17 protein-coding genes and 1 riboswitch are annotated in these 17,751 nt (G+C 60.6%); all 17 genes read left to right on the forward strand.

The features are described from left to right. Positions 1-25: 25 nt before the first annotated feature. Positions 26-1,204: a M24 family metallopeptidase gene (locus tag ACWAT4_RS08715; protein ID WP_212427167.1), complete on the forward strand. Its 1,179-nt coding sequence runs from the start codon at positions 26-28 to the stop codon at positions 1,202-1,204. A gap of 127 nt (positions 1,205-1,331) precedes the next feature. After that, on the forward strand, positions 1,332-2,771 hold the full coding sequence (locus ACWAT4_RS08720; RefSeq protein ID WP_212427168.1) for an amidohydrolase family protein: 1,440 nt from the start codon (positions 1,332-1,334) through the stop codon (positions 2,769-2,771). Positions 2,772-2,822: 51 nt separating this feature from the next. Next, positions 2,823-2,925: riboswitch (glycine riboswitch) on the forward strand. Positions 2,926-3,072: 147 nt separating this feature from the next. Then, positions 3,073-4,356, forward strand: a complete 1,284-nt coding sequence (locus ACWAT4_RS08725; RefSeq protein ID WP_212427169.1) for a D-amino acid dehydrogenase — start codon at positions 3,073-3,075, stop codon at positions 4,354-4,356. A 142-nt stretch (positions 4,357-4,498) separates the two neighbouring features. Continuing rightward, the gene (locus tag ACWAT4_RS08730) at positions 4,499-5,587 is read left to right on the forward strand and encodes an NAD/NADP octopine/nopaline dehydrogenase family protein (RefSeq protein WP_449730363.1); all 1,089 of its coding nucleotides are present in this window, start codon (positions 4,499-4,501) and stop codon (positions 5,585-5,587) included. After that, a complete protein-coding gene (locus ACWAT4_RS08735) occupies positions 5,584-6,474 on the forward strand; it encodes a dipicolinate synthase subunit DpsA (protein ID WP_449730364.1) in 891 nt (296 codons plus the stop codon). Before ACWAT4_RS08730 ends, ACWAT4_RS08735 begins: the two co-directional genes overlap by 4 nt. Beyond that, positions 6,471-7,817, forward strand: coding sequence for a dihydroorotase (locus ACWAT4_RS08740; RefSeq protein WP_212427172.1), 1,347 nt, complete (start codon positions 6,471-6,473; stop codon positions 7,815-7,817). The genes ACWAT4_RS08735 and ACWAT4_RS08740 overlap by 4 nt, the downstream gene beginning before the upstream one ends. Further along, complete coding sequence (locus tag ACWAT4_RS08745; RefSeq protein ID WP_449730365.1) at positions 7,814-8,500, forward strand: resolvase; 687 nt, start codon at positions 7,814-7,816, stop codon at positions 8,498-8,500. The genes ACWAT4_RS08740 and ACWAT4_RS08745 overlap by 4 nt, the downstream gene beginning before the upstream one ends. Continuing rightward, the gene (locus ACWAT4_RS08750) at positions 8,500-8,700 is read left to right on the forward strand and encodes a 2-hydroxymuconate tautomerase (protein ID WP_212427174.1); all 201 of its coding nucleotides are present in this window, start codon (positions 8,500-8,502) and stop codon (positions 8,698-8,700) included. The genes ACWAT4_RS08745 and ACWAT4_RS08750 overlap by 1 nt, the downstream gene beginning before the upstream one ends. Next, a complete protein-coding gene (locus ACWAT4_RS08755; RefSeq protein WP_449730366.1) occupies positions 8,697-9,686 on the forward strand; it encodes an isochorismatase family protein in 990 nt (329 codons plus the stop codon). The genes ACWAT4_RS08750 and ACWAT4_RS08755 overlap by 4 nt, the downstream gene beginning before the upstream one ends. A 148-nt stretch (positions 9,687-9,834) precedes the next feature. Beyond that, complete coding sequence (locus tag ACWAT4_RS08760; protein ID WP_449730367.1) at positions 9,835-10,677, forward strand: GntR family transcriptional regulator; 843 nt, start codon at positions 9,835-9,837, stop codon at positions 10,675-10,677. A gap of 27 nt (positions 10,678-10,704) precedes the next feature. Beyond that, entirely contained in the window at positions 10,705-11,172 is a 468-nt protein-coding gene (locus tag ACWAT4_RS08765) for a RidA family protein (RefSeq protein WP_212427177.1), read from the forward strand. Between the two features lie 3 nt (positions 11,173-11,175). Further along, positions 11,176-12,174 (forward strand): CobW family GTP-binding protein, encoded by a 999-nt coding sequence (locus tag ACWAT4_RS08770; protein WP_449730368.1) that lies wholly within the window; start codon positions 11,176-11,178, stop codon positions 12,172-12,174. A gap of 489 nt (positions 12,175-12,663) precedes the next feature. Continuing rightward, a complete protein-coding gene (locus tag ACWAT4_RS08775; RefSeq protein WP_212427179.1) occupies positions 12,664-13,440 on the forward strand; it encodes an ABC transporter permease in 777 nt (258 codons plus the stop codon). A gap of 49 nt (positions 13,441-13,489) precedes the next feature. Further along, positions 13,490-14,293 carry an ABC transporter ATP-binding protein gene (locus tag ACWAT4_RS08780; RefSeq protein ID WP_212427180.1) on the forward strand — a complete coding sequence of 268 codons (804 nt, stop codon included), beginning with the start codon at positions 13,490-13,492 and terminating at the stop codon, positions 14,291-14,293. Between the two features lie 142 nt (positions 14,294-14,435). Continuing rightward, positions 14,436-15,557, forward strand: coding sequence for a hypothetical protein (locus ACWAT4_RS08785; RefSeq protein ID WP_212427181.1), 1,122 nt, complete (start codon positions 14,436-14,438; stop codon positions 15,555-15,557). A gap of 427 nt (positions 15,558-15,984) precedes the next feature. Then, a complete protein-coding gene (locus ACWAT4_RS08790; RefSeq protein WP_449730369.1) occupies positions 15,985-16,971 on the forward strand; it encodes an ABC transporter substrate-binding protein in 987 nt (328 codons plus the stop codon). A 179-nt stretch (positions 16,972-17,150) separates the two neighbouring features. Beyond that, positions 17,151-17,552, forward strand: coding sequence for a VOC family protein (locus ACWAT4_RS08795; RefSeq protein WP_449731187.1), 402 nt, complete (start codon positions 17,151-17,153; stop codon positions 17,550-17,552). The last annotated feature ends 199 nt before the right edge of the window (positions 17,553-17,751 follow it).

The raw sequence follows: 17,751 nt of genomic DNA on the forward strand, positions 1-17,751 counted from the left end.
AAGCCTGGAGAGAAGAGGAGAAATCATGCGGGCAGAAATCGTCGCGAAGCAGGTCGAGTCAATGTCCCGGTATGGGCTCGATGCCATCATCTGCTCCTCGCCGGAGAACTTCTCCTATACCGCCGGGTTCGTGGTCCCCTCGCAACCTCTCATCCGTCACCGCCATGCCATGACCATCGTCACCGCCGACGGCCGCAAGGCCCTGTTCGGCGTCGATATGGAGGCGTCGACCATCAAGCGCCGCCAGCCGGACGTGCCGACCCGCATCTGGGCCGAGTTCAGCGACGATCCGATGATTGTGCTTGCCGATCAGCTGGCCGGTCTCGGTCTCGGTCAGGCTCGCATCGGCCTCGAGATGGACTACCTGCCCGCCGGTGACTTTGCCCGGCTGATGAAGGCCATGCCGGCGGCGAAATTCGAGCACGCTGAGCCGATCCTGGCGCGGCTTCGTCAAATCAAGACACCGGGGGAAATTGCGCTTCTGCGCAGGCTCTCCCGGATTGCCGATCAGGCCATAACGGATACGCTCGCGGTGGTCGATGAAGGCGATTCCGAGATGGACATCGCGGGCCATCTCACCCGCAATGTGTATTCCCTGGGGGCCGATCACTTCAAGCTCATGATCGTGGCGACCGGCGAACGCAGCGTGTTGCCCAATGTCGGCCCGTCGGAGCGCATCCTGAAGCGCGGCGACATCTGTCGCGTGGAAATCTTCTCCGTCATCGACGGTTACCAGGCCGGCGTCTGTCGTACGGCGTTCGTCGGCGAGGCGCCACCCGTGGCCGAAAAGATCTGGGCGCATCTGGTCGAGTGCAAGTACGAGATCATGGAGAAAGTGAAGCCTGGCGCGAGCTGTCGCGAGATCTACGATGCGTTCATCGCCAAGCTGAGCAAGCTCAATCTGCCGCCGATTTCCTTCGTGGGGCACGGCATCGGCCTGCACCTTCACGAGGATCCTTACCTCGGAGTGACACCGGTGCTGGGTAAGCCGGGAAGTGACGCGCCGCTGGAGGAAAACATGGTGCTCGGTTTCGAGCCGCTCTGCTACGACACCGGCCATGGCTTCGGCATGCAGAACAAGGACATGTTGCTGGTGACCGCCAAAGGCTCGGAGTTGCTGTCGGATTACGCCAACACCGATCGGCTGATTCCCACCGGAACCGCCAAGAAAGGCGGAGCGGTGAAGCGGGCCGCGGTCGCCTAGCGGCGATTCTTCGGTCCGCAAACGATCGGACGAATGGTTTCGTCCGATCGCGCTGCCGAAAATTTCCCGTCGTCACGGCGGGGAGCCAGGCATACAGTCCGCGAAAGCAAGTATTGGGTGAAGAGGCATGCGCACACTGATCAAGGACTTGAACTTCGCTTTCACGGTCGACAAGAACGATACGGTCCTGCGCAATGCCAGCCTCGTGGTGGAGAACGACCGCATCGCCGATATAGGCCCTTCTCGAGAGGTGGCGGCGCGGCACAAGAACGCCAGCTTCGACAAGGTGGTCGATGGCAGGATGCTCGGCGCCTGTCCCGGCTTCGTCGACAGCCACGTTCATCTTTCGGAGACGCTGTCGCGCGCGGTATTCCCGGATAATCTCAACACACGCGCCTGGGTCTTCCACTGGGCGAAGCCGTTTTACGCTCACATCACCGAAGAGGACGAATACTGGGGCGCGCTGCTCGGCATTACGGAGATGCTGCGCTGTGGCACCACCTGCTTCCTCGACATGGGGTCACAATACGACCCCGGAATCGTCGTTCGCGCGATGGAAAAGGTAGGCATTCGTGGCATCACCGGGCGCCACGCCGCCGACAATCCCCCGCCCGAGCTCCCCCGTGGCTGGACCAAGGAAATGGTTGATCATCATTTCTTCCCGAACGCCGAAGCGGCGCTCAAGGTCCTGGAAGACTGCGTCATCCGCTACAACGGGGCCCTCGATGGCCGTGCTCGTTGCTGGGTTAATATCGAGGGCAAGGAGCCGTGCAGCCTCGAGCTCCATGTGGGCGCCGTGAAGCTTGCCGAGCGGCTAGGTGTCGGCACGACCTACCACCTCGCAACGTCGATCGAAGAGGCGAGGGTCTGCGAGAAGAAATACGGCTCCTGGCCGATCACCCGTATCGACAAGGCGGGGGGCATCCGGAAAAACCTGGTGATCGCCCATGGTGCGGCGGTGTCGGACGAAGAGGTTCGCCTACTTGCCGATCGTGGTGCCAGCGTCGCCTTCTGCCCGTGCTCGTCGTTCAAGCTTGGCAAGGGTGCAACTGCCATCGGCAAATATCCGGAGATGGTGAAGGCGGGCGTGAAGGTTGGACTCGGCACCGACGGTGTGTCGGCCGCCGGCAACATGAATCTGATGCGGCAGATGCTGATCGTCGCAGGCATGTTCAAGGATGCACGCTTGCAACCCGACATCTTTACGGCGCGGCAGGCCTTGCGCGCCGCGACCATCGAAGGTGCGAAGGCGTTGATGTGGGACGACGAGATCGGTTCGCTGGAGATCGGCAAGAAGGCTGATCTCATCCTGTTTGATCTCGATCACGTGGAGTGGACGCCGTTCTACGATCCGCTGCAAGCGCTGGTGTTCTCGGCATCGACCGCTTCGATCTCCCAGACGTGGGTCGACGGCAAGGTGTCGTACGCCGACGGAAAGGTGCAGGGCGTCGATGAGGCGCAGATTCGGCGCAAGGCTCGCGAACTCGCGGCGGCGGCGGTCGAGCGCGCCGGTCTGCATGACGAACAGGTCGAAACATCCACCACACTCTACGACGAAGGGAATTGATAGATCGCCTTCCGTGGCGGGGGCGCAAGGCAGAAGGACAACACACGTTCAAGAGGCTGCATGGAAGAGACCGGTCGCCGCCGTGGCGGTATTGACCGGCGCCGAAGGAGCAACCCCCAGGAAACTCTCAGGCAGAGGTGACCGTGCAGCTGAACGATCTGGAGAGCGGCACTGCGAGTGCCCACCGAAGGGGACCGCCGCAACGGCCAAGCCGTCGCGGCCAATCTCTCAGGTACAGCGACAGATTGGGGATGAGCCGCGGGCTTCGGCCCGCTCCCATTTTCTATCGCGGAGAGAGCAAATGCCCCATATCGCCATCATCGGCGCTGGTATCACCGGCGTCACCACTGCCTATTCCCTTCTCAATCGCGGCTATTCCGTCACGGTGATCGACCGGCAGCGGTATGCCGGAATGGAGACCTCGTTCGCCAACGGCGGCCAGCTTTCGGCAAGCAATGCCGAGGTCTGGAATAGCTGGTCGACGGTTTTCAAGGGAGTGAAGTGGATGCTGAGGCGCGATGCGCCGCTCCTGATGAATCCTGCGCCCACCTGGCACAAATATGCCTGGCTTGGCGAATTCGTCCTCAACATCGGAAGCTATCGCAACAATACAATTGAGACCGTGCGGCTCGCCATTGCTGCGCGCGAGCATCTGTTCGCGATTGCCGAGCGCGAGGGCATCGACTTCGATCACGAGCGTCGCGGTATCCTGCACATCTATCGAGACAAGGCGAGCTTCCAGCAGGCACTGAAGGTCAATGCAATTCTGGTGGACGGAGGGCTGGATCGTCGCCCAGTCACCGCCGCGGAGGTGAAGTCGATCGAGCCAGCCCTGCATGGCAATTTCTTTGGCGGCTTCTACACCCCGTCGGATTCCACCGGCGACATCCATAAGTTCACCTACGGTTTGGCCAAGGTATGCGAGCGGCGAGGCGCCCGCTTCATCTTTGACGCCACAGTGAGGCGGATCGATCGGGACGGTGTCCATTGCATCGAATACTCGCATGACGCGCCTTCCGGCGACCAAGGGCGGGTCGATCAGATCATCGAGGCCGATGGGGTCGTCATATGCGCAGGTTCGGCGAGCCGCAACTTTGCGGCGATGCTCGGCGATCGCCTGAACATCTATCCGGTGAAGGGCTATTCTATCACCGTGCATCTTGACGACGAGCAGAGCAGGAAGGCGGCTCCCTGGGTCAGCCTGCTCGATGACGGCGCCAAGATCGTCACCAGCCGACTGGGCGCCGATCGCTTCCGCGTCGCGGGGACGGCGGAGCTCAACGGCATGAATCGCGACATACGCCAGGACCGCATCAAGCCGCTGGTCGACTGGACACGGGCGCTGTTCCCGTCCGTTGATACCAACAGGGTGGTGCCTTGGGCGGGATTGCGTCCGATGATGCCCAATATGATGCCGCGGGTCGGAAAGGGCAGGATGCCTGGGGTTTTCTACAACACCGGCCACGGCCATCTGGGTTGGACACTTTCGGCCGCAACTGCGGAGATGGTTGCCGAGTGCGTCGCCGGCGAATTGACTGCAAACCGTGCGGAACGCTTCCATTTGGAAGCCGATCGAATGGCATAAGCGATGCAGGCATGAGCCTATGCGCCATCGCATAGCCCTCTTTCGCAAGGAAGTGCTCGTTCGGCTTGACAACAGCATTTGTGATCATAATCTGTGATCAAATTATTCAGATGCGTTTGCCCTTGGATCTGCGGAGGACAGAATGAAGGTTGCAGTACTCGGGGCGGGCGCGGGCGGCGCAGCATCGGTTGCGGAGTTGGTCCTGGCGGGCCACTCCGTCCACTTCTGGGGGCGTTCCGCCGAAACGCTCGAGCCGCATCTCAAGCTCGGAGGCGTGGCGTTTGACGGAAAGCTCGGCGACGGAATCGCCAAGCCTGTCCTGATTACGACTGATCTGAAATCGGCCATAGCGGGAGCGGATGTGGCGGTGGTTGCGCTGCCGACGTTCTCGCACGCGGCCATAGCTAATGCACTCGCCAAGGCTGGCTGGCCGTCGAGCAGGCCGGTCGTGCTCAATCCCGGCCACACCGGCGGAGCGTTGGAGTTCGCCGAAACCTATTCGCGCACAGGCCGCGCGGTGCCTCCGGTAGCAGAGTTCTCAACGCTCACCTATGTCGCGCGCAAGTACCGTCCCGATGGTGTCAGCATCAGCGGTCGAGCGAAGCAGCTGAAGGCTGCGGCTCTCAAGGGCGGCGCACAGGCTTTGGAGGTGGCTGCAAAGCTCTATGCGGGCGTTACACCCGTTGCTGACGTCATCGCCTCCGATCTCTCCAACGTCAACATGGTCCTGCACCCACCGGGCGCAGTGCTGGCCGCCGCCTGGGTGGAAGCGACCGGTGGTGACTTCACCTTCTACGTTGACGCAATGACGCCCGGCGTCGCCCGGGTGATGCGGCAACTGGATGATGAGCGGCTGGCGGTCGCCCGTGCCTTCGGGCATCAATTGCCGAACTTGATCGAGGAGATGAAGCTGCTCGGTACGGTGGAAGCCGATGTGGTCGACGTTACCGATTACCGCGCAGCGATTGCCGGCGGCGCGGCCAATCGCCGTATCAGGGGGCCAGACTCGCTCGCGTCCCGCTACTATAAGGAGGACTTCGGGCATGGCCTCCTCCCATTCCTCGAATTTGCGCGGATCGCAGACGTAGATGTGCCGGTGGCGGCTTCGCTCTATCGGCTCGCGCAGACCGTTGTCGGAACAGACTATCGGATCGGTGGGCGGACCGCAGAAGCGATGGGCATCTCCGGCATGTCCAGGGATCAGCTCATCGAGAAGGTGAGGGCATCATGACCTGGCACAACACAGTAATCGCCATAGTCGCCGGCGACGCACGCGAACAGGAGATTGCCCGTTGTGCCGTGAGGGCTGGTGCCGTCGTTCGTGCGTACGGCTTTCCATGGCCCGATGAGGGCATCGAGGGCGTCTATCATGCTACCGACGCAGCCGACGCGCTGAAGGGGGCTGACATCGCGCTCTTTCCGATTCCAGGCATCAGCGCGGAAGGCGCGCTGTTTGCGCCGAAGTGCCCCGAAAGGATCATTCCGACGCGCGAGATGCTGGCCGGCATGAGACCGTCCGCCAGCATCATACTCGGTTGGGCCGACCGCAACCTCAAGACTCACTGCGAAGCCCTCGACATTACGTTGCATGAATACGAGTGGGATGTCGACCTGATGCTGCTGCGCGGCCCGGCGATCGTCGAGGGCGTATTGAAGGTGATCATCGAGAATACGCAGATCACCATCCACAAATCCAATGTCTGCCTGGTCGGCCAAGGCACGATCGGCTCGCTGTTGACGAAGACGCTGGTCGGCCTCGGGGCCCGTGTTCATGTCGCGGCGCGCAACCCGGTCCAGCGCGCGGCCGCCTACGCAGCGGGCGCTGATGTGCTGACGCTCGAGCAGTTGCCGGCAATCCTGCCCGGCACCGACATCCTCATCGGCAGCGTTCCGAAGCGACTGCTCGAGCGCGACCAGCTGGTTCTGTTGCCGAAGCACGCGCTGCTGGTCGATGTCGCAGCACCTCCGGGAACCATCGATCGGGATGCGGCTGCCGAGCTTGGGCTGAAGGCGGTCTGGGCGCGCGGCATGGGTGCGCGTGCCCCGATCACCGTCGGTCGGAGTCAGTGGACCGGCATCAGTCGGCGCATAGAGAACATACTGGAGCGAAAATCATGAAAGCGGACCTGGTCATCAAGAATGCGCGGGTCGTGCGCCACGACGGAGAGTTCCGTGGCGGCGTTGCGGTAGTCGATGGGAAAATCGCGCTGACAGGATCGGACGACGCTCTCCCGGACGCAAAGCGCACGATCGATGCCGAGGGACGGGTGTTGATGCCGGGCTTGATCGATCCGCACTGTCACCTCGGCGTGAAGTTTCCGTTCGCCGAGGATATGCGGACCGAGACGGCAGCCGCGGCATCCGGCGGCGTGACCACGGCGCTGCTCTATATTCGCAATCTCAAGGAATCCTATCTGCCGTTTTACGAGGAGCGCAGGGCGATCGGCGAAGAGAACTCGCTCATCGATTTCGGTTTTCATTTCGGCATCCAGCGCGAAGAGCATATCGCCGAGATTCCCGAGGTCATCGCAAAGACCGGCGTCAAATCCTTCAAATGCTATTTCGGGTACGAGCCGGACAATCCGATCGGCATCGTGCCTGCGACGGACGGCTGGGTTTATGCGGCGATGCGGATCCTGGCAAAAGTCCCGGGCGGGGTCATCAACGTCCATTGCGAGAACACGCAGATCGCCTCATGGATCAAGAAGGAGATCGCCGCCACCGGCCGTCAGGATCTTGGTGCATACACCGAGTCCCGCCCGGCCTTCTGCGAGGTGGAAACGATTCGTCGCATGATCTTCCTTGCGGAGAAAACCGGCTGCTCGCTTCACCTCGTCCACACCTCCGTGGGCATGGGTCCCGTGCTCGCCGCCGAGGCGCGGGCGCGCGGCGTGCATGTCACGGTAGAGACTTGCCCGCACTATCTCACCCGTACCTGCTACGACGAAGACCTCGACATGCGGGCCAAGATATCGCCGCCGCTCCGCGATCGTAACGAACTCGAGGGGCTTTGGCATGGGATGCTGAACGGCTCGGTGTACAGCCTTGGAACGGACCACGTGCCGTTCTTGCCCAAGAAGCTGGAGAACCTATGGACCGAATTCCCGGGCGTCGTGAGCTTCCCGTGGGAGCTGTCGCTGATGCTCCATTTCGGCGTCCATCAGCGCGGCTTGCCATTGAGCAGGCTTGTCGAGCTCAACTCCTTCAACCCCGCTCGTCGCTTCGGCCTGTGGCCACGCAAGGGTCACATTGACGTCGGCTTCGACGCTGATCTCGTGCTTGTCGATCTCGACGAGGAGCGCACGGTCAAGCATACCGGGAAGGGCACCTGCATCTACGAGGGATGGAAGCTCAAGGGCTGGCCCGTGCTGACGGTCGCGCGCGGTGACGTCGTCTACGAAAACGGAATTGTTGCGGAAAGCGGCTTCGGTCGTGGCCGATGTGTAACCCGACCGTCATGACGGACATCGCCTTTCACCGGCTGGAGTTGGCGGGGCGGGAGCCGCTTATGCCCGGCCAACTATCGGTGAGCGAAGCGGTCGCCAGGATCGTGGCGCAGAAGGCGACGATCCGTCAGGAGAGACTGTCGGGAATCCACAATCCCTGGGGGCATGCCATCGGCTTGACTGATCCGTGGACGTTCTTGGGCATCTGTGAGAGCCAGGCTGTCGTGGATGAAGCGCGCAGCATCCTGGGACCGGACATCATCCTGTGGGACAGTGAGCTGTTCCCAGAAGCGCGCAAATATGCGCAGTTCCTGCGGGAGGGCAGGGAAGGCCGCTATTGGCCCGTGAGGCCACTTGCCGGAGCGATCGTCGTGCTCGGTATCGGCGGGGCCGACCCGCAACCCGAGGCCATCAGTCTGAACGACATGCAGGAGAGCTTGCTCGACAGGCGAGATCCGTTGGATCCGATCTACGTCATCAGACTGTTGCCGGGCACCAGCCATTTCGATCGAAATCCGCTGCATCCAGCGCACCGCGCATGCATGGAAGAGCAGGTCCTGATCAACTATGCCAACCGCCCATTGTGGCTGCTCAGCGGTGTCGATCGGGCAAACAACGATCTGGTTACGGGCTTCTCGCTTGCCGCGCCCGCCTGGGCCTCCGGCGGCCCGCCAGCCGAAACAAGAGGAGAGACATAATGCCATTTGTGATCGTCGAAATGTGGGAAGGCCGCACGGTCGAGCAGAAGCGAAGGCTCGTGAAGGCCATCACCACGGCCATGGTCGAGGAGGCCGCGTGCAAGCCCGACCATTTGCATGTCGTGATCCACGAAACACCGAAGGATAGCTGGGGCCGCGCCGGCGTGCTCGGGATTGACATGGTGGAGGACAGGAAATGAGCCTCGAAGCCCTCGATTATCGCAAGTCGGCACTGTTGGTCATCGATCTCCAGAACGCCTTCATCCATGAAAAAGGCACGCTGGGTATCTCCGGCGTGGATACCAAACGGCTATCCACGATCGTCTCTCCGCTGGCCAAGCTGATCAAGCGGTGCCAGGAGACCGGCATCCCCGTCATCTGGACGATGCAGGAACACTTTGCCGTCGACAAGAACCGCGCAAAGAAAAAGCTGCTCGGCCATACCGCCCGGCGCAAGCAAGTATCCGCGCTCGCGGGCAGTTGGGATGAGGAGATCATCGACGAGTTGAAGCCGCTGTCCGAGTTCAATCCGTCCTTCGTGATCCGCAAGCACCGCTTCGGTGCATTCTACGAAACCCGGCTCGAGATGATGCTGAAGATGCTGGGTACACAGCATCTCTTCGTCACCGGAGCAACCACCAACGCCTGCGTTGAAACGACCATTCGCGAAGCTTACCTCCGCGATTTCGACGTGATCGCGGTCGACGATTGCGTGTCAGGCGTCAATGCAGACTGGGAAGCGACCGCTAAGCAGGTCTGGAAGCAATACTTTTGCGAAGTTGCGCCATCGTCCGAGGTTATCGACTGGCTCGGCGAACAGGTGAAGCCGCGGGTCACCAACTACGGACATCAGTTGATCATGGTCAATGACATCGACAAGTCGGTCGACTTCTACACCAATCAACTGGGATTCACGATCCGGCCGGCCAAGCCGCTCGCGGACGGGCGGCCCTTCGTCGCATTCCACCAGGGCATCGCGCTGATCAACGGCAAAACCAAAGATCATCGCCAGCTCGATCACATCGCCTTTGAGGTGAACGACGTGCGGGCGCTCGACGCAAAGCTGAAGAAGGCGGGGGTGCGTTACTATGATCAACTGCACGATGGGCCTTACGGGTTGACCATCTACATCGCAGATCCCGATGGGACGAAGGTGGAGCTTTACCAGGTGGGGGCGACCGCCTGATCTTGCTGCCTTCGCACGGAAAGGCTTCGCCAGTCTGCTCGGCAGGCAGGCCTGAACAACCCAGGCTTGCCGACAAACAGTCCTTACGACCGGTGCGGTTGCCGCTCAACTCCAATTCCGCTATTGATCACAAGATCAGATCACAAGGATGCAGCAATCAAACGTCTTCCTCTCGGGACGGGCCGGCTCGATGTCCGAAGACCCCAGATCGGCGACGTGCAGCGTGCATTCAAGAAAGAGAGACGGGGAGATGCGGACTGAAAAAACAGAAGCTGGCGCAGGCGGCACCGAAGAACGTAAGCGGCAGCGCGGTCACATCTACGAGCGCGTTCTGAATTATATGCGCCGAGGCCTCATGGTGGGAGCCTTTGTTCCCGGCCAGGTCATGAGCCTGCGCAAGCTGGCGGCAGGGCTCGGCACGAGCCCGATGCCCGTTCGCGAAGTTCTGAGCCAGCTCGTCGCAGCCAATGCATTGGAGGAGACCAAGGGCGGCTCGGTGCGCGTGCCGCGGCTCAGCCCGGAAAAGCTCAGCGACATCTTTTCGGTAAGGGAGCTTCTGGAAGGTTCGGCGGCCGAACTCGCCGCCAAGAAGGCGACGCCTGCCCTGGTCAACGAGCTGACGTCCATCAACAAGCAATTGCTCCAGGCGATCGCCAAACGCGACATCCTGAACTGCCTGTCCTCCAATCAGAAGTTCCACTTCACACTTTACCAGGCTGGGGAGTCGGAGACGCTGACGCTGCTGATCGAGTCACTTTGGTTGCAGTTCGGACCCACCATGTACATGTCGCTGCTGATCCCCTCGATGCCTTGGAGCGCGTCGTACCACGCGGACATCCTGGCCGGGTTGAAGGAAGGCAATGCCACCGCCGTCAAGCGCGGAACCATCCAGGACATCCGCACGACCTGCAAGGCTTTGCTTAGTATCGCCGGATCGCAAGGAATCGAGCTGCCGTTCGCGCAAGGCATGGAGCTGCAGTTCGAGGACTAGAGAAATAGCAATGAGGAGCCCCACGTCATGGCAGGAACGTTCGAACAGAATCTGGCTCGATTGGGCATCAGTCTGCCTACAACCGCGTCCCCCAGCGCCAACTACGTTCCGGCGCGCAAGGTAGGCAGCCAATTGTACATCTCCGGGCAAGTCCCTAGCGAAGGCGGTAAAGACAAGTATACCGGCAAGCTCGGTTCGGACTTCTCGGTGGAGGAGGGGCAGGCCGCCGCCCGTCTCTGCGCGATCAACATCCTCGCCCAGGTCAAGCAGGCGCTCGACGGAAACCTCGAGAGGGTGGTTGGCGTCATCAGGCTCGGCGGCTTCGTCAACGCGGTGCCCGAATTCAGGGATCATCCCAAGGTTATCAACGGGGCCTCGGACTTGATGGTGGAGGTGTTTGGCGAGGCAGGACGTCACGCCCGTGCTGCCGTCGGATGCAGCTCATTGCCACGCAACGTTCCCGTCGAAGTCGACGCGATCTTCGAGGTTAGCTGAACCATGCTGCCTGCCGCTCCCTCCCTCGATGCGCGGATCCCGGTTCATGTGCTGACGGGATTCCTGGGGAGCGGCAAGACGACCTTTCTTCGGCATCTGCTCGACGAGCCGAGCCTCGCCGACACTGCGGTCATCATCAACGAGTTCGGCGAGGTCGGGCTCGACCACCTCCTGGTGCGGGAAGTCTCCGAGGATGTGGTCCTGCTGTCGTCGGGCTGCCTGTGCTGCGCAGTGCGCGACGACCTGATATCGACCCTGGCCGATCTTCTGGAGATGGCCCGCTCCGGCAGGGTCGCGCCGTTTCGCCAGGTCGTGATTGAAACGACGGGCCTCGCCGATCCTGCGCCTATCATCCATGCCGTATTGAGTGCTCCCGAGTTGCTGCATCGTTGTCGCGCCGGAGCCGTCGTCACGACGGTGGATGGTGTGAGCGGATCAAACAGCATCCAGAATTTCGCGGAAGCGGCCCAGCAGATCGCGCTGGCGGATTGCGTCGTCATCACCAAGACGGAGCTTGTCCAGCCTTGGCAGGTTGACGCGCTCAAGGTCGAAATTGCCCGGGTCAATCCTTCAGTGCGGTCGCTGATGTCGGGGAAGGGCGCGATGGCGTCCGCGCGCGACGTCTTCGACCATGGGCAAAGCCCCAAGCAAAACCCCAAGCATCTCAGAAGCGGCTCCGTACAGGGAGTGCACAGCCACGGCATCAAGACCTTCACGGTCGAAGTGCCAGGAGAGGTGGAATGGCCGGCTTTTGTCGAATGGCTGGAATTGTTGCTGGCGGCGCGCGGCCAATCCATTCTCCGCGTCAAGGGCCTGTTGCCGGTCAAGGGCGATGAGCGGCCAGTCGTCATTCACGGCGTCCAGCACGTCGTCTATCCGCCGGAATACCTGCCACGATGGCCGGAAGGCTCTCCACGCGGCTGGCTGGTGTTCATCGCGCGCAACCTGACGCGTGCGGCAATCGAAAATTCCCTGCGCAGTTTGCTTACGACTCGATACTAAAAATCAGAAATCGTCAGCCGCACTGACGCGCCTCGCGCGCATTTTTTATGCACCGCAATAAGAGGACATGCCGCGCATCGGCTGCATGGATGGAATACATCGCAATTTCCGATGGTTGTCTGGCTCTCGCTGATCTTCGGTTCAGCCGATACCTGCACGAAAAACGAGCGGGCAGCGCCGAGACTAAGCGCTTGACAAGATAAAAATGTGATCACATCCTGAGATCAAATTTAAGACAGCGGCGCCGGCGTCACGCTCACGTCATCGCGGCGCTGAAAGGGGACCAAGGATGTCGTGCAGCCTTCGCGTGACGGAGCCCGTCATGAACGGCCGATGATATCGGTGCAACCACGCCGCTGTCGGAGCTTCGAAGGCCGACGGCAGCAATTCTGCTCAACAACAACTGTAATCTTCTAAAGTGGTGAGGCTACGGTGGCGAGTACGGATATTGCGAATGTCGGTGAGGCGCAGCGAACGCGGGGCCAGAGCATGAGCGGCAAAAAAAGAACTCGGCGCGGCTGGCTGGATCGCTACTCGGCGCTTCTCGTCGGTGTCGTGCTCGTCGGAGCCTGGCAGATCCTCGTGCCGTTGTCAGGACTTTCGGAGTTTGTCCTGCCGACGCCGTTGGCGATCGGCAAGCGCATCGTCAGCGACGCATCGTTGCTCATGGCCCATACCTACGTGACGCTGTTGGAAGTCGTCTTCGGTTTCGCCATCGGCGTCCTGATGGGTGTCCCGCTGGCCCTCTTCATCTTCTATTCCAAGGCCTTCGAGCGAGCCATCTATCCGATCCTCGTCGGACTCCAGACCGTTCCCAAGATATCGCTGGCGCCGATCCTGGTGCTCTATCTCGGCTATGGATGGGCGCCTAAGATCGTGCTGGCCTTCCTGATCTCGTTCTTTCCGATCGTGATCTCGACGGTGGTTGGCCTGCAATCCCTGGACAAGAATCTCGTCAACCTGGTCCGCTCCATGGGAGCGAATGAGTGGCAGACCTTCTTCAAGCTACGCCTGCCTGCGGCGCTGCCAAATATCTTCGGCGGCTTCAAGGTCGCGGTCTCTCTTGCCGTCATCGGTGCGGTGATCGGCGAGTACGTCGCCGCGGAGCGAGGCCTAGGGTACCTGCAGCTTCAGGCAAACTCCCAGTTCGACACCACACTGAACTTCGCGACCGTCGTCACGATCTCGGCATTGGGTGTGATCCTCTACTTCATCATCGACGTGATCGAGGCCCGCGTCTCCTACAAGCGCGACGCCGGCAAGTGAATCGACAGGCAATCGGCAACAACCCACACGGCTACAGCGAGGTAGCGCAATGAACGTCCCTATTCGGTCCACGGGCGCAGCGGTTGAGATTTCGCGACTTTCGAAGGTCTACGAGACGCGCGAAAATGATGAAGTCGTGGCCATCGAGAAGGTGGACCTCAGGTTTGAGCCTGGCACTTTCGTTGCCGTGGTGGGGCCGAGTGGATGCGGCAAGAGCACCATGCTTTCGCTGCTGGCCGGCCTTACGTCGGCCTCGACAGGCGACATCGCAATCGACGGCGACGTCATCAGGAAGCCGCATCCCAAGATCGGCGTCGTCTTCCAGTCCGACCTTCTGCTCTACTGGCGCACGGTCCTGGACAACGTCCTGCTGCCGATCGAGATCAAGAAGCTCGACCTTGCCAGATTCCGCTTGCGTGCCGAGGAGTTGCTCGCGCAAGTCGGGCTCGAGGGCTTCGGCAACAAGTACCCGTCAGAACTCTCGGGCGGCATGCGTCAGCGCGTGGCGATCTGCCGTGCGTTGATCCAGGAGCCCGGCTTGCTGCTGATGGACGAGCCGTTCGGAGCTCTCGATGCCCTGACCCGTGAGCAGATGATCATGGATATGCAGGCGATGTGGCTAAGGGTGCAGAACACGGTGGTGTTCATCACCCACGGGATCGACGAAGCCGTCTTTCTCGCCGACCGCGTTCTCGTGATGTCTCCACGTCCCGGAAGGATCGATCTCGATCTCAAGATCGACATGCCGCGTCCACGCCAGTGGAGCGCAATCCATGAGAACAAGGAGTTTCATGGGTATGTCCGGCAGATCCGCGACATATTCGAGGCCAGAGGCGTCCTCGTCGCTCACTGATTAGCTCGAGCGCTCTCGGCTTCCTCAACACAAAGTCATTCGAGCCTGTATCCCGACGGGGAACGGGACCGGTGTCGTGCGCCCGGTTCGGGCGCGCTCTTTTCGATGCGAATGAGTGATCATCAACTTGGGGGACTTTACTATGCTCTACCGCAATAGAACAATCACAGCAGCTATGCTGTCGGTCGCGGCACTTCTCGCGGTCGCGCCGACCGACCTCGCCAAGGCGGCCGACGTGGCTACGGTGCCGGTCAAGGCAAATCCGGCTCCGGATGCTCCATTTTTCTTGGTGAACGACAACAGGCTGACCTACTCCTATCAATTTACGGCCACGGATCCCGGTGCTTACAGCATCCAGCCAGATGGGAGCATCAACGGCAAGACCGCAAAGCAGGTCTATTCGTTCACCCATTTCGACGTGTGGGCTTATGGCACGAACTTCTTCAACGTCGATATGTTGAAATCCACCCATAATGATCCTGCCTCACCTTGCCAGCCCACGGGTGCCCTGCCATTTGGCGTGACAGGATCTTGCGCTGGCGCGACGGAGTTTTACGCCATCGAGCGCAGTACGTTCGGCTGGAACGAGATCTTTAATACTCAGGCCTTCAAGATCGGACCACTGCGCAATATTTCGTTCGAGGTTGGCGTCGATCTTGGTACGGCAAATAGCTACTACGCACCAACGACGAACAACGTCGTCGGTGGTCTGCAATTCGCTTTCGACCTGCCTTATAAAGGCTATTTCAATGTCGCGCCCTTGGTCGTCGCAGGGTTGGCGAGCCACAAATCGTTTCTTCAGTGCGGTCTCTTCAACCCGGGGACTCCCGACGTAACCTGCCTTTTAGACGGAAACAGGAGGTTTCCGCCTACCTGGAAGGTCGAGACCAACTACTACATGGATCTGGGCTTCCTTCCTGAGAGCATAAGGTACTTCGCGATCAGCGGGCGTGTGTCGGTGACGGGAACGAAGGGCGATATGAACACCCTCCCTGCGCTGTCTGGCGTCGGACGTTTCAGCAACGCCAGCAAGATCGAATTGAACAGCGAACCGATCCGCCTGACCTTTGATGCTGGCAAAGCCTTCATCGGCCCCAAATACAGTCACTTTGTCGACCTGTGGGTCGCCTATCGTTACTGGCAAAACAAGTATGGCCTCGATAGCAACGCCGCTCCCGGAACTTGCACCGTCGCGGCAACTGGTGCCAGCACCAACAGCTGCACTGAAAAATCAGCCAGCGCGGGTGTCTCGGTGAAGTTCTAGCCTTGTAAGGGCCGAAGCAAGAACGGTGGCGCGATGATCGACTCCACGGTGTCATCTAGGCGTTTTGCCAAGTTCGGGCGGTTGTTCTCGTTGGACGATCACCGAAGCCGTTGAGGTCGTCGATCATCTGGTTCCGACACCGCTGACCAGCCGGCTCGGAACCACAATGGCCCGCTTCCAACGCTGATGACCTCCAGCGTGGGAGCGGGCCTGCCCTCAGGCGTGAAAGCTCGATGCCGATCGGATGTAGTCAAATGAGCTCGTTAGTTAGCGCTAAGGCTGTAGATCGCGACCAAACGCCGTCCGCCCTCATTGAGGGTGAGCATCCGCGATCCTGATTGTATTCGATAAGCGCTGTTCGATTTTAGTTCGTTCTGCCACGCGTCAAGCTAGAGCAGGAAACGAAGCGTCCGCTGCGGAGGAGAAAGTGTCGTATATCAGAAATCTGGTTAGCATGGCGGTGCTGAGCACGGGGAGTGCCGTCGTCCTGCTATCTCAAAGCGCATTCGCGGAGACCGTGAATCTTCGTTTCAGCTGGAAGCTGAAAGGCGAGTACGCATTCTTCTATCTCGGGAAAAACAAGGGCATCTATCGGGATGCTGGAATCGATGTAAACCTTGGCGAGGGCGCTGGAGCCCAGTCGGCGCTCGCGGCCGTCGTGCAGGGGCGAGAGGATTTGGCTGTTGTTCCCGGAATATTTGCGATTACCGCAATTCAGAAAGGGATGCCGGTGAAGATCGTGGCCCTGTATCAGCCGGCGGCTCCGGTGGTGCTTCTCTCGCACCAGGAGAGCCCGGTTGAGAAGCCCGCGGATCTTGAGGGAAGGTCGATCGCGAGTGCGGTCGGCGAAACGTCAACTGCGTATCTCGATGTGTTCTGCAGTCGAAACAGGATCGACTGCAGCAAGATAAAAAAGATCAACATGGATAGCCAAATTCGAATTTCGCAGTTCATGCAAGGAAAGGTCGACGTGGTTGGTGTCTATCGCACCAGCGACCTGCCGTTGCTCAAGGAGAAAACGGGCAGCAACTTTGCAGTGCTCGACCTGCCCGAGTTCGGACTGGCCGTCCCTGGTCTGGCGGTTGTCGCAAGGGTCGACGCCGTGGAAAAGAACGCCGCCGTGCTTCGGAGGTTTTTTGTCGCAACGGACAAGGCAATCGAGATGGCGCGGCGCGAGCCCGATGCCGCCACCGCTGCGCTCAAGACGGTCTGGCAAGTCGGACCATCCGACGCCATCGTCCGGGAGCAGGTTGAAGCAACTTCACGATCAATTCCAGCTGCGGCGGCAAAGCCCCTCGGTTGGATCGAGGACAGCGCGATCTCGGATGCCGTTCGTCTCATCGCGGCCGTTGAGGACATCGGCGCGCCAAGACCGCCCGCGTCATTCTATACCAATGAGCTTCTTGCGCGGTAAAGGTTCTCGTTCCGATCGTCACGGGAGTACTGGCGCCAGCGAGGCGTTCGCGCCGGACGCTTCGATTGCTCGTCCCAGTTCAGTGGAGAAACCGAGAAAAGGCATTCAATAATGCACCGGAACCGCAATTCCCGCGTATATTTGAACGGTGCTGCCGTGGCGATGGGGAGTGGGACGACATGGTCAATGGTCTGCCGAGCGAAGTTGAAGTCATCACGCTGTTCGTCGATGACATTGCGTCTTCGAAGGCGTTCTACGCCAAGGTTTTCGCGTCCGAGACAGTCTGGGAGGATGCCGTCTCGTCTGTCTTGAGATTCGGCGGGCTCCTGATCAATCTTCTCGACGCGTCGCGGGCGCCTCCGCTGGTCGAGCCGTTGCCGGTCGGCCCGTCTTCCACTGGGGCTCGCGTCCTCCTGACAATCAGGGTCGCTGACGTCGATGAAGTGTGTGCCGCCCTTCGGGCGGTTGGTGTCAATCTGCTCAACGGCCCGATCGACCGTCCATGGGGACGCCGAACCGCATCCTTCGCCGACCCTTCAGGTCATGTCTGGGAGATCGCCCAGCTGATTGGGCGGACATAGGCTTGCCTTTGTCGGCATCGCCCTAGTCGCATCGTTGATGTGTTGGCGCTGAAGCCGTGTCCCGCCAGCTATGCGGCGCACACCGGCGTCGAATTCGTCTGGTGGCATCGCGGGCTATGGGCCTGGACTGAAGAGGCGGGCGGATGCCAATGCGGTGAAAGCGTGCCATGCACCTGCAATACGGCTGAGGGCCTGAAGA

The sequence above is a fragment of the Bradyrhizobium sp. T-1 genome (genome assembly GCF_053592855.1).

Bases quoted from the DNA above. Each gene is read 5' to 3' on its own strand.
- ACWAT4_RS08780 (WP_212427180.1), top strand. From the start codon at position 13,490: ATGAACGTCCCTATTCGGTCCACGGGCGCAGCGGTTGAGATTTCGCGA.
- ACWAT4_RS08720 (WP_212427168.1), top strand. From the start codon at position 1,332: ATGCGCACACTGATCAAGGACTTGAACTTCGCTTTCACGGTCGACAAG.
- ACWAT4_RS08735 (WP_449730364.1), top strand. From the start codon at position 5,584: ATGACCTGGCACAACACAGTAATCGCCATAGTCGCCGGCGACGCACGC.
- ACWAT4_RS08770 (WP_449730368.1), top strand. From the start codon at position 11,176: ATGCTGCCTGCCGCTCCCTCCCTCGATGCGCGGATCCCGGTTCATGTG.
- ACWAT4_RS08715 (WP_212427167.1), top strand. From the start codon at position 26: ATGCGGGCAGAAATCGTCGCGAAGCAGGTCGAGTCAATGTCCCGGTAT.
- ACWAT4_RS08750 (WP_212427174.1), top strand. From the start codon at position 8,500: ATGCCATTTGTGATCGTCGAAATGTGGGAAGGCCGCACGGTCGAGCAG.
- ACWAT4_RS08740 (WP_212427172.1), top strand. From the start codon at position 6,471: ATGAAAGCGGACCTGGTCATCAAGAATGCGCGGGTCGTGCGCCACGAC.
- ACWAT4_RS08755 (WP_449730366.1), top strand. From the start codon at position 8,697: ATGAGCCTCGAAGCCCTCGATTATCGCAAGTCGGCACTGTTGGTCATC.
- ACWAT4_RS08745 (WP_449730365.1), top strand. From the start codon at position 7,814: ATGACGGACATCGCCTTTCACCGGCTGGAGTTGGCGGGGCGGGAGCCG.
- ACWAT4_RS08795 (WP_449731187.1), top strand. From the start codon at position 17,151: ATGGTCAATGGTCTGCCGAGCGAAGTTGAAGTCATCACGCTGTTCGTC.
- ACWAT4_RS08730 (WP_449730363.1), top strand. From the start codon at position 4,499: ATGAAGGTTGCAGTACTCGGGGCGGGCGCGGGCGGCGCAGCATCGGTT.
- ACWAT4_RS08760 (WP_449730367.1), top strand. From the start codon at position 9,835: ATGCAGCAATCAAACGTCTTCCTCTCGGGACGGGCCGGCTCGATGTCC.
- ACWAT4_RS08785 (WP_212427181.1), top strand. From the start codon at position 14,436: ATGCTCTACCGCAATAGAACAATCACAGCAGCTATGCTGTCGGTCGCG.
- ACWAT4_RS08725 (WP_212427169.1), top strand. From the start codon at position 3,073: ATGCCCCATATCGCCATCATCGGCGCTGGTATCACCGGCGTCACCACT.
- ACWAT4_RS08775 (WP_212427179.1), top strand. From the start codon at position 12,664: ATGAGCGGCAAAAAAAGAACTCGGCGCGGCTGGCTGGATCGCTACTCG.
- ACWAT4_RS08765 (WP_212427177.1), top strand. From the start codon at position 10,705: ATGGCAGGAACGTTCGAACAGAATCTGGCTCGATTGGGCATCAGTCTG.